Annotated in this window: 14 protein-coding genes; 8 read left to right on the plus strand and 6 right to left on the minus strand. The window is 73.4% G+C overall.

Annotated elements, in window-relative coordinates; translation table 11 throughout:
* Positions 1-4 precede the first annotated feature (4 nt).
* Positions 5-1,420 carry an aminopeptidase P family protein gene (locus ACYVF4_RS02610; RefSeq protein WP_460719443.1) on the plus strand — a complete coding sequence of 472 codons (1,416 nt, stop codon included), beginning with the start codon at positions 5-7 and terminating at the stop codon, positions 1,418-1,420.
* Complete coding sequence (locus ACYVF4_RS02615; RefSeq protein WP_460719445.1) at positions 1,417-3,207, plus strand: gamma-glutamyltransferase family protein; 1,791 nt, start codon at positions 1,417-1,419, stop codon at positions 3,205-3,207. Before ACYVF4_RS02610 ends, ACYVF4_RS02615 begins: the two co-directional genes overlap by 4 nt.
* Positions 3,208-3,222: 15 nt before the next feature.
* Here the strand turns inward: ACYVF4_RS02615 and ACYVF4_RS02620 are convergent, their stop codons facing one another.
* Positions 3,223-3,867 carry an alpha/beta hydrolase family protein gene (locus tag ACYVF4_RS02620; RefSeq protein ID WP_460719447.1) on the minus strand — a complete coding sequence of 215 codons (645 nt, stop codon included), beginning with the start codon at positions 3,865-3,867 and terminating at the stop codon, positions 3,223-3,225.
* A gap of 98 nt (positions 3,868-3,965) precedes the next feature.
* Entirely contained in the window at positions 3,966-4,559 is a 594-nt protein-coding gene (locus tag ACYVF4_RS02625; RefSeq protein WP_460719449.1) for a YflT domain-containing protein, read from the minus strand.
* A gap of 40 nt (positions 4,560-4,599) precedes the next feature.
* On the opposite strand from ACYVF4_RS02625, the gene ACYVF4_RS02630 reads away from it, so the two are divergent.
* From ACYVF4_RS02630 to ACYVF4_RS02640, 3 genes are read left to right on the plus strand one after another with little or no spacing between them, the layout of a single operon-like run.
* On the plus strand, positions 4,600-5,883 hold the full coding sequence (locus tag ACYVF4_RS02630) for a magnesium transporter MgtE N-terminal domain-containing protein (protein ID WP_460719451.1): 1,284 nt from the start codon (positions 4,600-4,602) through the stop codon (positions 5,881-5,883).
* Positions 5,883-6,443 (plus strand): DUF1003 domain-containing protein, encoded by a 561-nt coding sequence (locus tag ACYVF4_RS02635; protein ID WP_460719453.1) that lies wholly within the window; start codon positions 5,883-5,885, stop codon positions 6,441-6,443. Before ACYVF4_RS02630 ends, ACYVF4_RS02635 begins: the two co-directional genes overlap by 1 nt.
* The gene (locus tag ACYVF4_RS02640) at positions 6,440-7,576 is read left to right on the plus strand and encodes an Mrp/NBP35 family ATP-binding protein (RefSeq protein ID WP_460719455.1); all 1,137 of its coding nucleotides are present in this window, start codon (positions 6,440-6,442) and stop codon (positions 7,574-7,576) included. The genes ACYVF4_RS02635 and ACYVF4_RS02640 overlap by 4 nt, the downstream gene beginning before the upstream one ends.
* Positions 7,577-8,089: 513 nt before the next feature.
* Here ACYVF4_RS02640 and ACYVF4_RS02645 read toward each other — a convergent pair.
* On the minus strand, positions 8,090-8,488 hold the full coding sequence (locus tag ACYVF4_RS02645; protein WP_460719457.1) for a Sec-independent protein translocase family protein: 399 nt from the start codon (positions 8,486-8,488) through the stop codon (positions 8,090-8,092).
* Positions 8,489-8,558: 70 nt separating this feature from the next.
* Between ACYVF4_RS02645 and ACYVF4_RS02650 the strand changes: the two genes are divergently transcribed.
* Complete coding sequence (locus ACYVF4_RS02650; protein WP_460719459.1) at positions 8,559-9,194, plus strand: O-methyltransferase; 636 nt, start codon at positions 8,559-8,561, stop codon at positions 9,192-9,194.
* A 73-nt stretch (positions 9,195-9,267) separates the two neighbouring features.
* On the opposite strand, the gene ACYVF4_RS02655 is transcribed toward ACYVF4_RS02650, so the two are convergent.
* The 3 genes from ACYVF4_RS02655 to dapE form a co-directional block, all read right to left on the minus strand.
* Entirely contained in the window at positions 9,268-9,441 is a 174-nt protein-coding gene (locus ACYVF4_RS02655) for a DUF3117 domain-containing protein (protein ID WP_076490128.1), read from the minus strand.
* A gap of 98 nt (positions 9,442-9,539) precedes the next feature.
* Positions 9,540-10,649, minus strand: a complete 1,110-nt coding sequence (locus tag ACYVF4_RS02660) for a hypothetical protein (protein ID WP_460720734.1) — start codon at positions 10,647-10,649, stop codon at positions 9,540-9,542.
* Between the two features lie 113 nt (positions 10,650-10,762).
* Positions 10,763-11,833, minus strand: coding sequence for a succinyl-diaminopimelate desuccinylase (gene dapE / locus ACYVF4_RS02665; protein ID WP_460719462.1), 1,071 nt, complete (start codon positions 11,831-11,833; stop codon positions 10,763-10,765).
* Between the two features lie 87 nt (positions 11,834-11,920).
* Here dapE and dapD point away from each other — a divergent pair, with 87 nt between their 5' ends.
* On the plus strand, positions 11,921-12,877 hold the full coding sequence (gene dapD / locus ACYVF4_RS02670) for a 2,3,4,5-tetrahydropyridine-2,6-dicarboxylate N-succinyltransferase (RefSeq protein WP_460719464.1): 957 nt from the start codon (positions 11,921-11,923) through the stop codon (positions 12,875-12,877).
* Positions 12,878-12,920: 43 nt separating this feature from the next.
* Entirely contained in the window at positions 12,921-13,727 is an 807-nt protein-coding gene (ppk2, locus tag ACYVF4_RS02675; protein WP_460719466.1) for a polyphosphate kinase 2, read from the plus strand.
* Positions 13,728-13,767 lie beyond the last annotated feature (40 nt).

Here is a 13,767-nt window from a genome sequence, read left to right on the forward strand (position 1 = left end):
TCGGATGACCACCACAGGCGATGGCGACACGATCGCGCAGTCCACCTCGGAGCGCCCGACGACCTCCACCAACCGGCGTCAGCCGTACGGGCAGGGCTTCCTCGACACGATCTCGACCGGCTGGGCCGAACGGCCCGACGCCCTCCCCCCGCAGCGCGAGCAGGCCCCCTACGCCGCCGCGCGACGCCGCGCCGTCTCGGCGCGCTTCCCCGGGGCGCGCCTGGTCGTCCCCGCCGGCAGCGCGAAGCAGCGCAGCAACGACACCGACTACCCCTTCCGCGCGCACTCGGCCTTCGCGCACCTGACCGGGTGGGCCGCGGACGCCGAGCCCGGCGCTGTGCTCGTCTTCGAGCCGCGCGAGGGCGGGCACGACGTGACCCTGTACTTCCGCGAGCGCGCCGACCGCACGAGCTCCGAGTTCTACTCCAACGCCGCGATCGGCGAATTCTGGATCGGGCCCCGCCCCTCGCTCGACGGTGTCGCAGCCGACCTCGGCATCGCCACCGCCCACCTCGACCGCTTCGCCGCGGGCGACGACGATCTCGTCGTCGACGAGGACGCCGAACTCACGCGCGTGGTGTCCGAGCTGCGCCTCGTCAAGGACGACTACGAGATCGCCCAGATGCGCCGGGCCGTCAAGGCGACCGCCGCAGGCTTCGACGACGTCGTGCGCGACCTCGACCGCGTCATCGCCCACCCCCGCGGCGAGCGCATCGTCGAGGGCGTGTTCCACACCCGCGCCCGCAGCGACGGCAACACCGTCGGCTACGACACGATCGCCGCCTCGGGCCCGCACGCCTGCTACCTGCACTGGACCCGCAACGACGGCGCGGTCGTCCCCGGCGACCTCATCCTCATCGACGCCGGCGTCGAGGTCGACAGCCTGCACACCGCCGACATCACCCGCACGCTGCCGGTCAGCGGCCGCTTCACCGACGTGCAGCGGCGCGTGTACGAGACGGTCCGCGAGGCGGCCGACGCCGCGCTGGCCGCGGCGCGGGTCGGCGTGCCCTTCCGCACGATCCACGACGCCGCCATGCAGGTCATCGCCGCGCGCGTCGCCGAGTGGGGTCTGCTGCCGGTCACCGCCGAAGAGGCGCTGGACGCCGATCGCGGCGGCCACCACCGCCGCTACATGGTGCACGGCACGAGCCACCACCTCGGCATCGACGTCCACGACTGCGCGCAGGCGAGGCGCGAGATGTACTACGACGGGCTGCTCGAGCCGGGCATGGTGTTCACGATCGAGCCGGGACTGTACTTCCAGATCGACGACCTCACCGTCCCCGAGGAGTACCGCGGCATCGGCGTGCGCATCGAGGACGACATCCTCATGACCGCCGACGGCCCGGTGAACCTCTCGGCCGGCATCCCGCGGACCGCCGACGAGGTCGAAGCCTGGATAGCCCGGCTGTCGTGACGTTCACGCCGCCCGCGTCCTTCACGACGCGCCCGACCCTGACCGGCACGTTCGGCATGGCCGCCTCGACGCACTGGATCGCCACCGCCGCCGCGCAGGCCATGCTCGAGCGCGGTGGCAACGCCTTCGACGCCGCGGTGGCGGGGGGCTTCGTCCTGCACGTGGTCGAGCCGCACCTGAACGGGCCCGGCGGCGACCTCGTCGGCGTCTTCGCCACCGCCGCCGACCCCGGCACACCTGTGGTCCTCATGGGACAGGGCCCGGCGCCGGCGGGCGCGACGATCGCGCACTTCCGCGCCGAGGGCCTGGATCTCGTCCCCGGCGCGGGGGCCCTGGCCGCCGCCGTGCCCGGCGCGGTGGACGCGTGGCTGCTGCTGCTGCGCGACCACGGCACCCTCGAGCTGGCCGAGGTGCTGGCTCCGGCCATCGGCTACGCGCGCGACGGCGCCCCGCTCCTGCCGACGACGGTGGCGACGATCGAACGGGTCGCGGATCTGTTCCGCCACCACTGGCCCGCGTCCGCGGACCTGTGGCTGCCGGACGGCGACGTCCCCGCCCCCGGCGACCTGCACCGCAACCCCGCCTACGCCGCCGTTCTCGAGGGCCTGATCGGCGCGGGCCTCGAGGCGCCCGACCGCGCGGGCCGCATCGAGGCGGCGCGCATGGAGTGGGCGACGGGGCTCGTCGCCCACTCGGCCGCCGCGGCCGCCGGCATCCCGCACCGTCATTCGTCGGGCACCGATCACGCCGGGGTGATCACGGCCGAGGACTTCGCGGCCTTCCGCGCCGGGTACGAGCACGCCGCCACGACGACCTTCCGCGGCCACGTCGTCGCCAAGGCGGGCGCGTGGTGCCAGGGTCCGCTGCTGCTCGAGGCGCTGCGGATCCTCGAGCCGCTGTCGGACGAGGAGCTGGACGCGTCGACCGAACGCGGTGCGCACACCCTCATCGAGACGCTGAAGCTCGTCCTCGCCGATCGCGATGCCCACTTCGGCGAGGATTTCGACGTCGCCCGGCTGCTGGCGGACGACGTCATCGAAGCGCGGCGCGCGCAGCTGACCGACTCTGCCTCGCACCAGTGGCGCCCCGCGGACCTGCCGGGACGCGCGACCTTCCGCCCGCCGTTGCGGCGCAGCGCCGACGACGCCGTCGCCTTCGCGGGGGCGGGCGAGCCGACGGTGTCCAAGGCCGGGGACACGCGCGGCGACACATGCCACATCGACGTCGTCGACCGCTGGGGCAACATCGTCGCGGTGACACCCTCCGGCGGCTGGCTGCAGTCCTCGCCGGTGATCCCCGAGCTCGGCTTCTGCCTGGGCACGCGGCTGCAGATGACGTGGCTGGACGAGGGATCGCCGTCGGCGCTCCGCCCCGGCGCGCGGCCGAGGACGACCCTCAGCCCCACCCTCGTCCTGCAGGACGGGGCGGCCGTCATGGCGCTCGGCACCCCCGGCGGGGATCAGCAGGATCAGTGGCAGCTGCCGATGCTGCTGCGGATGCTCGCCGGCGGGTACACCGCACAGCAGGCGGTGGACGCCCCGACCGTGCACACCACGGCGCTCGTGGACTCGTTCTGGCCCCGCACGTGGGAGCCCGCGGGCGTCGTCGTCGAGGACCGGCTGGGCGAGGACGTCATCGCGGGCCTGCAGCGCCGCGGCCACGACGTCGTGCGCGCCGGCGACTGGCGCCTCGGCCGGCTGTCGGCCGTGGGGATCGACCGCGCGCGCGGGCAGGTGTGGGCGGCAGCGAATCCGCGGGGCATGCAGGGCTACGCCGCCGGGCGCTGAGCCGCGCCGCGGGCCTCATACGTGGGCGCGCACCCACTCCGCGACGATCGGCGCGAGCCTCGCGCCGATCTCGTCGGCGGGGCGACGGCGACCTGCGACCTCGAACGAATGGCCGGCGTCGGCGATCCAGCGGATGCCGGCGTCCCGGCACGTCGCGACGGCGTCGACGAGCTGCTCGTGGGGGTCGACGAACGGGTCGCGGGTGCCTTCGACGAACAGCTGCGGCGTGACGACGTCGGGCAGGTGCGCCGCCCGGATCTTGTCGGGGCGGCCCGGCGGATGCAGCGGATACCCGAGGTAGACCAGACCGGCCGGGGCGATCTCGCCCGCGGCCGCGGCCATCGACGCCATCCGCCCGCCGTAGGACTTCCCGGCGGCGAACCACGGGACGCCGGCCGGAACGGCCACCGCGTCGGCCACCGCCCGCCACGTGCGGACCGCGTGGGCGGCCGGTCCCGGCATCCGTCTGCCGGCGGCGCGGTACGGGAAGTCGAAGCGCACGGTCGAGACGCCCTCGCTGCGCAGTCCCCCTGCCAATCCGGCGAGGAAGGGGTGCTCGTGACCGGCGCCGGCGCCGTGGGCCAGCACCACGAGCGCCCACGGCTGCGGGGCGTGCTCGACGAGGACCGGCACGCGGACCTCGCCCGAGGGAAGCGGCACCGCGACACTCGAGGCATCGGGGGCGCTCACGGCCGGGGCTCGCTCACCGGGTGGAGCTCGCTCACGAGCGACCGGTCACCGCAGGTCACGGCGACAGGTCACGGGGCGGCGGGGCCGTCGGAGTCGGGCCGAGGCGCGGGCGCCTCGGGCTCGACCCGCTCGCCGTACCGCGGCGGCTCGGCGGGAACGGCCGGGCGGGTCGCGGGCTCGGGCGCCGCGGGGGCGGCGGTCCCGAGGATCTCGCGGGCGCGGTGCAGGTTCGCGGCCGACACGGTGACCTCGTAGTGATCGGCGGCCACCTGGGTGATCGAGGCGAAGTCGCGGCGACGACGGACGATCGTGTAGGTGACCAGGCTCATCAGCATCCCGATAGCGATGCCGACGAACAGCACGCCCACGAACGCCTGGATGGGCACCGTCGGCGAGCCGAGGACCAGGATCGCCGAGAACAGCATGCCCAGCAGCAGGCCGTTGACCGCGCCGGAGCGCGCGGCCGAGGCGTAGCCGAGGCGCCCCGTCACGCGCTCGATGGAACGCAGCCCCTGGCCGACGATGGCGATGTCGCGGGCGGGGACGTCGCCGGCGATGAGCGCGGACACCGCCTTCTGCGCGCCCTCGTATGTCGGGTAGCCGGCGACGGTCTGCCCGACCTCGTCCTTGCCCTGCGGGAAGCGTGCCCCCATCATGCTCATGCTCCCCATCCTCCCACGCTCCCCGGTCTACGCTGGGTGGGTGAGCACGCAGAGGGTTTTCGTCGCGCGCCTGACCGGCTGCACGGTCTTCGACCCGTCCGGCGACCGCGTGGGCAAGGTCCGCGACGTCGTCGTGATCTACCGCAAGGACGATCCCCCGCGCGTGGTCGGACTCGTCGTCGAGATCCCCGGCCGCCGCCACGTCTTCCTCTCGATCGGACGGGTGACCTCCATCGCCACCGGCCAGGTCATCACGACCGGCCTCATCAACGTGCGCCGGTTCGAGCAGCGCGGCGGCGAGGTGCGCGTCATGGCCGAGATGCTCGGGCGCAAGGTGTTCCTGCGCGACGGGTCGGGTCACGCCGTCATCGAGGACGTCGCCATCGAGCGCAACCGGCTGGGCGAATGGGATGTGGGGCAGCTGTTCCTGCGGCGGCCCAAGACCAGCGCCTCGCCGTTCGCGAAGGGGCCGACCACGTTCGCCTCGTGGGCAGACGTCCGCGAGCAGCAGACCCCCGGCGAGGCGCAGTCGGCCGAGCAGCTGGTGGCCACCTACTCCGAGCTCAAGCCCGCCGACCTCGCCAACACGCTGCTGGACCTGCCCGAGGAGCGCCTGCTCGAGGTCGCCGAAGAGCTGCCCGACGACCGGCTGGCCGACGCCCTCGAAGAGATGCCCGAGGACGAGCAGATCCACATCCTCGAACAGCTCGGCGACGAGCGCGCCGCCGACATCCTCGACGCCATGGAGCCCGACGACGCCGCGGACCTGCTCGGGCAGCTCCCCGAAGGGCGTCTGGAGCAGCTGCTGGAGCTCATGGAGCCCGAAGAGGCCGAAGACGTCCGCGAGCTGCTGAAGTACGGCCCAGACACCGCGGGCGGCCTCATGACGAGCGAGCCCATCATCCTGCCGGCGGACGCCACGGTCGCCGAAGCGCTCGCCCTCATCCGCCGCCACGAACTGCATCCGGCCCTCGCCGCCTCGGTGTTCGTGACGCTGCCGCCCTACGAGACCCCCACCGGGCGCCTGCTCGGCACCGTGCACTTCCAGCGGATGCTGCGCTATCCGCCGCACGAGCGCATCGGGGCGATCATCGACGACAGCGTCGAACCGCTCGCGGTCACCGCCAGCGCCGCCGAGGTCGCGCGCCTGCTGGCCAGCTACGACCTCGTCTCGGTGCCGGTCATCGACCAGGCCCACCGCCTCGTCGGGGCGGTGTCGGTCGACGACGTGCTGGACTACCTGCTGCCCGACGACTGGCGCTCGCAGGATGCCGAGCCCCGCCCCGCCGCGGCGGCGCGCTCCGGACGACAGGGGGTGCGCTGATGGCGCGCCGCAAGACCCGCGTCGCCGCGCTGGACGCCCCCCGAGGCCGCGGGGGCGTGCTCGCGCCGCGGCCCCCGCAGCCCTCGCGCGACCGGTTCGGGCGCTTCACCGAATGGATCGCGCGCAACATGGGAACCCCGGCGTTCCTGCTGGGGCTGACGCTGTTCTGCGCCGGCTGGATCGCGTGGAACACCCTCGCGCCGGCGGCGTGGCGCTTCGACTCGCAGGAGTTCGGCTTCACCGCCCTGACGCTGGTGCTGTCGCTGCAGGCGTCGTACGCCGCCCCCCTCATCCTGCTCGCGCAGAACCGTCAGGACGACCGCGACCGCGTGCAGATCGAGCAGGACCGCCAGCGCGCCGAGCGCAACCTCGCCGACACCGAGTACCTCGCCCGCGAGATCGTGGCCCTGCGCATGGCGATCAGCGAGTACCGCAGCGACGTCATCACCAAGGACGTGCTGCGCGGCGAGCTCAAGCAGCTGCTCGAGACGATCGACGCCGACCCGGATGCCGCGCCCGCCGCCGGCGGCGGCGAGCCGCCGCGGAGGCCCGCACCGTGAGCCTGGCCGATCGGGTCCGCTCCGCGGTGGGCGCGGTGACGGACCCCGAGCTGCGGCGCCCACTCGCCGACCTCGACATGCTGCGCGACATCGACGTCGAGGACGGCGTCGCCCACGTGGGCATCGCCCTCACGATCGTCGGCTGCCCGGCATCGGACCGCATCTCGCGAGAGGTCACCGCGGCCGCGGCATCCGTCGAGGGGATCTCGGACGTCGAACTGAGCGTCGGGGTGATGACCCCCGACGAGCGGCGGGCGCTCACCGAGAAGCTCCGTGACGGGCGCGCCGCGCGCGAGATGCCGTTCGGCCCCGACACGCTCACGCGCATCATCGCCGTCACCAGCGGCAAGGGCGGCGTGGGCAAGTCCACCGTCACCGCGAACCTCGCCGTCGCCCTCGCCGAGCGGGGCCTCGCCGTCGGGCTCATCGACGCCGACGTCCACGGGTTCTCGATCCCGGCGCTGCTGGGCCTCGTCGGACCCGACGGCGCGGTGCCGCAGCCCACCCGCATCGACGACCTGATGCTGCCGCCGGTCGCGCACGGCGTGAAGACCATCTCGATCGGGATGTTCCTGCAGCGCCGCGACGGCGACGGGCCGCTCGGAGCCGTCGCGTGGCGGGGGCCGATGCTGCACCGGACGGTGCAGCAGTTCCTCACCGACGTCTACTTCGGCGACCTCGACGTGCTGCTGCTGGACATGCCGCCGGGCACCGGCGACGTCGCCATCTCGGTTGGCCAGCTGCTCCCCCACGCCGACGTCCTCGTCGTCACGACGCCGCAGGCGGCGGCCGCCGACGTCGCGGTCCGCAGCGGCCTGGTCGCCCGGCAGACCGGCCAGCGCGTCATCGGCGTCGTCGAGAACATGGCGCCCCTCACCCTGCCCGACGGGACCGTCCTCGACCTCTTCGGCGCCGGTGGCGGAGCGGACGTCGCCGCCGCCCTCGGCGACGACGTGCCGCTGCTGGCCTCGATCCCCCTGAGCCCCGCCCTGCGCCAGGACGCCGATGCCGGCATCCCGGCCGTCGTCGCCCACCCCGACGACGCCGCGTCCGCCGCGGTGCGCGAGCTCGCCGCGGCCGTCGCCGGCCCGCGCGGCCTGTCCGGCCGCGCGCTGCCGATGCGCCCGGTGTAGCCGGCCGGGCGGCGGCCGTTGACGGCATCCGTCGCCACCGCCGCCGGAAACCGCAGACGGCGTCAACTCGCGCGGGTCGCGGCGGCCGTGCTGACCGCATCCGTCGCTACCGCCGCCGGAAACCGCAAACGGCGTCCACTCGCGCGTCCACATCACGTGATCCGGACGCGGTTGCAGCCGTCGCCTCCGCCAACCGCACGCCGCGCCCACCCCACGAAGCCCGGCGCCCAAAGATGACCGCATCCGTCGCTACCGCCGCCGGTAACCGCAGACAGCGTCAACCCCGCCGGGGTCGCGGCGCCCGAGATGACCGCATCCGTCGCTACCGCCGTCGATAACCGCAGACAGCGTCAACCCCGCCGGGGTCGCAGCGCCCGAGATGACCGCATCCGTCGCTACCGCCGCCGGTCACCGCAGATGGAGTCAACTCGCGCGGCCACATCACGTGATCCGGACGCAGGGGCAAGAGGGAAGGGGGCAGGGAGGCGAGGCACGGGCGCCCGAGGCCGGCGGCTAGGTCGCCTCGGAGTCGAAGGGGGGCGGGTCTCCGGGCAGGCGGGCGGCGGCGGGACCCGCGAAGGGCGACGCGACCGGGGCGGCCATGGCCGTGGACGCCGCCGCGGCGGTCTTGGCCGCCCGCACCGTCGGGACGGGGGCGTCGTCGAGGAGCGCCTCCTTGATGATGCGGCGGGGGTCGTAGCGGCGGGGATCGAGCGTGCGCCAGTCGACGTCGTCGAAGTCCTCGCCCATCTCGTCCTTCACGCGCGTCTTCGCGCTGGAAACCCAGTCACGGGCGCGCTTGGTGAACGTCGCCAGCGACTCAGCGTAACGCGGAAGACGCTCGGGCCCGACGATGAGCGCTGCGATGACGCCGATGAGCAGCAGCTTCTCGATCGTCAAGCCGAAGAACATGTGTTCAGGTTACCGCCGCGCCGTCGGGGTCTCGCACCGGGCGGCGCGTAGGCTGGCCGCCGGAGGAAACATGCCCGAGCACGACGCCAATCATCGATTCGCCGCAGAGGCGACGATCGAGCCCGAGCACATCGTCCGCGCGCGGGCGCACGCGCTCGAGGTCGGCGCGGCTCCGATCAGCCCCGAGGTGGGCGCGCAGTGCGCCGTCATCGCCGCCGTCGCCAAGGCGCTCAACATCGTCGAGATCGGCACCGGCGCCGGTGTCTCCGGGCTGTGGCTGCTGCACGGCTCGCCGCGCGCCACGCTCACCACGATCGACACCGAGCCCGAGAACCTCGCCATGGCGCGCCGGGCCTTCTCGGAGGCCCGCATCCCCCCGGCTCGCGCCCGGTTCATCACCGGGCGGGCATCGGATGTCCTCCCCCGCATGAACGAGGCCTCGTACGACATCGTGCTGGTGGATGCAGATCCCGACGGCGTCATCGAGTACGTCGAGCACGGGCTTCGCCTGGTCCGCGCGGGCGGCACGGTCCTCGTGCCCCGGGTGCTCGGCGCGGGCGCCGTCTCGGACCCGGTGCGCCGGGACCCGGTGACCACCGCCTACCGCTCGCTCATCCAGGAGACCCAGGCCTCCCCGGCGGTCATCGGCGCCCTGTCGATCGTCGGCGAGGGACTCCTGCAGCTCACCACGGTCGCCGGCGACTGAGCACCGCCGCCGGCCCGCCGGCGGCATGAGAAAGGCCGGTCCGAGGACCGGCCTTTCCGCGGGACGATAGAACTCAGGCGGCGCCCACCACACCGCCAAGGACGTCGTAGAGCTCCTTGGCTTCCGCGTCGTTCACCGACACGACCAGACGGCCGCCGCCTTCCAGCGGCACCCGCACGATGATGAGGCGACCCTCCTTCACTGCCTCCATCGGCCCGTCTCCGGTTCGCGGCTTCATGGCTGCCATTGCGGCTCCTTTACGTAGAGGGTCAGCCTGTCAAGTTTATCCCGCGCCCCGGACGGGGAATAATCCGCGCCGCGCCGGTCCCCCGCGGGCGCGGGCGATCACGGGATCTGCCAGTACGTGTTCCCGAGGGCGTACATGTTGTAGATCCACCACCACTGACCCACCAGGCACAGCGCCAGCACGCCGACCCGCCACGCGCGCGACCGCGGGACGGCCAGCGCACCCCACAGCGGGGACAGCGGCACGAGCAGCCGGAAGATGCTCGACTGCGGGAAGAAGACCGCCAGCAGATACACCGCATAGGACGCCGCCCACAGCCGGATCTCGGGCCCTGTCCGCCGCACGGCCGAGGAACGCCACAGCGTCGCGCCGAAAGCGGCGACCACCGCGATCAGCGCGATCACCCCCAGCGCCTCGGGGAGCCCCCACAAACGGAACCACATCGCGGCGGCCTGGAAGAACCCGGCGAAGGGCACGAACTCCTCGCCCGCGCCGACCCAGCCGCGACGCCACGCCAGCTCGGTCTCGAGGTAGGCGCCGGGCTCGCCGGTGACGAGGCCGGCGATGACCTGCCACGAGAAGCCGACGGCCGCGGCCAGCAGCCCGCTCGCGACGATGTGCACGATGTCTCGGGCAGGCAGCGGGTCCCGGCGGCGGACGACCCAGCGGAACACGCCGTAGAGCGCCAGGAACAGCGCGAAGGCCAGCACGCCCGGACGCGTGTAGCCCATGAGCGGCACGAGCAGGTAGAGCCACGCGAACCGCCGCCGGATCACCGCCCACAGCGCGAGGAACAGCATCAGCAGGAAGAGGGACTCGGCATAGCCGACCTGAAAGAGCGCCGCCAGCGGACCCGACGCGAAGAAGGCCACCGCCCACAGCGCCGCCGGCTCGTCGAGCCGCCGCCGCAGCATCCGGTGCAGCACGACGGATGCCGCGAAGCCGGCGACGAGCGACACCGCCACCGCCCCCGCGAGCCACGATCCGAGGACCGCCCCGAGCGCTGCGGAGAGGTAGGGGTAGACGGGCATGAAGGCCCACTGGTTCTCGGCCACGACGCCGCCCTCGCCGCGGGGCAGGTCGACGGGGTACCCCGCCCACGCGATGTAGCCGTACCACTGGGCATCCCAGCCGCCGGCGAGCGCGGCGAGGTCGGCGTCCGGCCCGAAGCGCGACGAGGGGCCCGAAAGGGATGCCGCCAGCAGCATGAACCCGGTGGTGACGACCCGCGCCGCGAGGTAGATCGCGAGGATCCGCAGCCACACCGGCCACGTCCCCGGCGCGCGCCACCGCGCGACGGGGCGGGTGGCGGGGGGCGGGGTCAGCTCAGCCACGCGCGGAGTCCGCGCTCGACGACGTCGATCTGGTCCAGCGGCACGCGCTCGTGGTCGTGGTGCGCGAGCGAGGGGTCACCAGGGCCGTAGTTGACGGCGGGGACGCCCATCGCGCTGAAGCGGGCGACGTCGGTCCAGCCGTACTTCGGCCGGGGCTCCGCCCCCACCGCGGCGACGAACTCCCGCGCGAGCGGGGCGTCCAGGCCCGGCCGCGCGCCGGCGGCGCGGTCGACGATCTCGACGTCGAAGCCGTCGAAGACCGCGCGCACGTGGCGCTCCGCCTCGTCGAGATCGCGGCTGGGCGCGAACCGGTAGTTGACCTCGACGGTGCAGGCGTCGGGGATGACGTTGCCGGCCACCCCGCCCGAGATGCGGACGGCGTTCAGGCCCTCCCGGTACTCCAGCCCGTCGACCACGATCTCGCGCGGACGGTACTCGGCGAGGCGGGCGAGCACCGGCGCGGCCTTGTGGATGGCGTTCTCGCCCATCCACGCGCGGGCGCTGTGGGACCGCACGCCCGTCGTCCGCACGAGTGCGCGCAGGTTGCCGTTGCAGCCGCCCTCGACCTGGCCGTTGGACGGCTCGCCGAGGATGGCGAAGTCGCCGGCGAACAGATCGGGACGCGCGGCCGCCAGCCGGGTGAGGCCGTTGAGGTCTGCATCCACTTCTTCGTGGTCGTACCACATCCACGTGATGTCGACCCTCGGCGAGACGAGCTCGGCGGCGAGCTTGAGCTGGACGGCGACACCCGCCTTCATGTCGACGGTGCCGCGGCCCCACAGGTAGGCCCGGCCGTCCTCGACCTCGTCGCGCGTGGGGACGTTGTCGTTGATCGGCACGGTGTCGATGTGCCCGGCGATGACGACCCGCTGCGCGCGCCCGAGCTCGGTGCGGGCGACGATGGTGTCCCCGTCGCGGTGCACGTGCAGGTGCGGCAGCGCGGTGATCGCGGCCTCGATCGCGTCGGCGAGGGGGGTCTCGTCCCCCGAGACGCTGGGGATGTCGCAGATCGTGCGGGTGAGCTCCACGGCGGACACGGACAGATCGAGCACCGGCATCCCCCGAGTCTACTGACGACGACGACGCCCGGCCGGAGCGAGCATCCGCCGATCGGGACCGGCCGGCCGCTTCGCTACCCTGGAGGGATGAGCGACGAGCGGTGGGTGTGGGGCATCGGACTGGCGAGCGTGCGGGAGGACGGCACGGTCCTGGATACGTGGTTCCCCGAGCTGAGCGAGGGGCGGATCCCGCTCGGATTCGACCAGGCCAAGCCCCCGGCCCATCTGGAGCAGCTCGCCGTCGACGACCCGCGCCGCGGCGTCCGGGTGGAGGTGGTGACCGTCGAGGCCGACCTCGCCGCGCCGCCCGCCGGCACGTCGGACGCGTACCTGCGGCTGCACGCGCTGTCGCTGCGCCTGGCGGAGCCGAACACCGTCAACCTCGACGGCGTCTTCGGGCACCTGCCCAACGTCGCGTGGACGAATGCCGGTCCCGTCCACCCCGACGACCTGACGCGCCTGCGCCCGCTGCTGCAGCGCGACGGCATCCAGGTGCAGGGGCTGGACAAGTTCCCGCGCCTGCTCGACTACGTCACTCCCCCGGGCGTGCGCATCGCCGACGCCTCGCGCGTGCGGCTGGGGGCCTACCTCTCGCCGGGCACGACCGTCATGCACGAGGGGTTCGTCAACTTCAACGCCGGCACGCTCGGGGCCAGCATGGTCGAGGGCCGCATCTCGCAGGGCGTCGTCGTCGGCGACGGCAGCGACATCGGCGGCGGCGCCTCGATCATGGGCACCCTCTCGGGCGGCGGCAGCCACCGCGTGTCGATCGGGGCCCGGACGCTGCTGGGGGCCAACGCCGGGATCGGCATCTCGCTGGGCGACGACTGCGTCGTCGAAGCGGGCCTGTACGTCACGGCGGGCTCGAAGATCGTGCTGGCCGACCAGGCTCCCCTCGCCGACGGCTCGCGCCCGAGCGTAAAGGGCGCAGAGCTGTCGGGGCGCGACGGCATCCTGTTCCGCCGCAACTCCCTCACCGGCGCCGTCGAGGCCGTCTCGCGCACCGGCGCGGGCGTCACCCTGAACGAGGCGCTGCACGCCTAGAGTGGGCTCGGGCGACGCAGGGGCGGCGCGAGGGGGTGCTCGGATGGCGAAGCGGCTCGCGAAGGACTTCTACGAGCGGGAGCTGCAGCTGCTGCAGGCCCGGCTGGTCGACATGCAGGCGTGGGTGCAAGCCAGCGGCGCGCGCATCGTCGTCATCTTCGAGGGCAGGGATGCCGCCGGCAAGGGCTCCACGATCAAGCGGGTGTCGGAATACCTCAACCCCCGCGTCACCCGCATCGTCGCACTGCCCGCACCCACCGAGCGCGAGCGCACCCAGTGGTACTTCCAGCGCTACGTCTCGCACCTGCCGGCGGCCGGAGAGATCGTCCTGATGGACCGGTCCTGGTACAACCGCGCCGGCGTGGAGCACGTGATGGGGTACTGCACGAACGCGGAGTACCACCGGTTCCTCCACCAGGCGCCGATCTTCGAGCGCATGCTCGTCGAGGACGGCATCCTGCTGCTGAAGTACTGGTTCAGCGTGTCCGACGTCGAGCAGGAGAAGCGCTTCCGCTCGCGCGCGCAGGACCCCATGCGCCGCTGGAAGCTCAGCCCCAACGACGTCGTCTCGATCACGAAGTGGCAGGACTACTCGCGGGCGAAGGACACGATGTTCGTCCACACCGACATCCCCGAGGCCCGCTGGTACGAGGTCGACAACGAGGACAAGCGGCGCGGCCGGCTCAACATGATCGCCCACCTGCTCGAAACCGTCCCATGGCAGGCCGTCGAGCGGCCCGAGGTGGTCATCCCGCCGCGTCCCGCCGACGGCGGCTACGAGCGTCCGCCGCGCGAGCTCACCACGCGGGTGCCCGACTACGCCGCCGGCCGGCTGCAGGCGGGCGGCTGAGTCCGGCGGGCACTCCCGCCGCGGGGCGCGCGGTGCCATA

This window comes from Microbacterium aureliae (assembly GCF_054780155.1).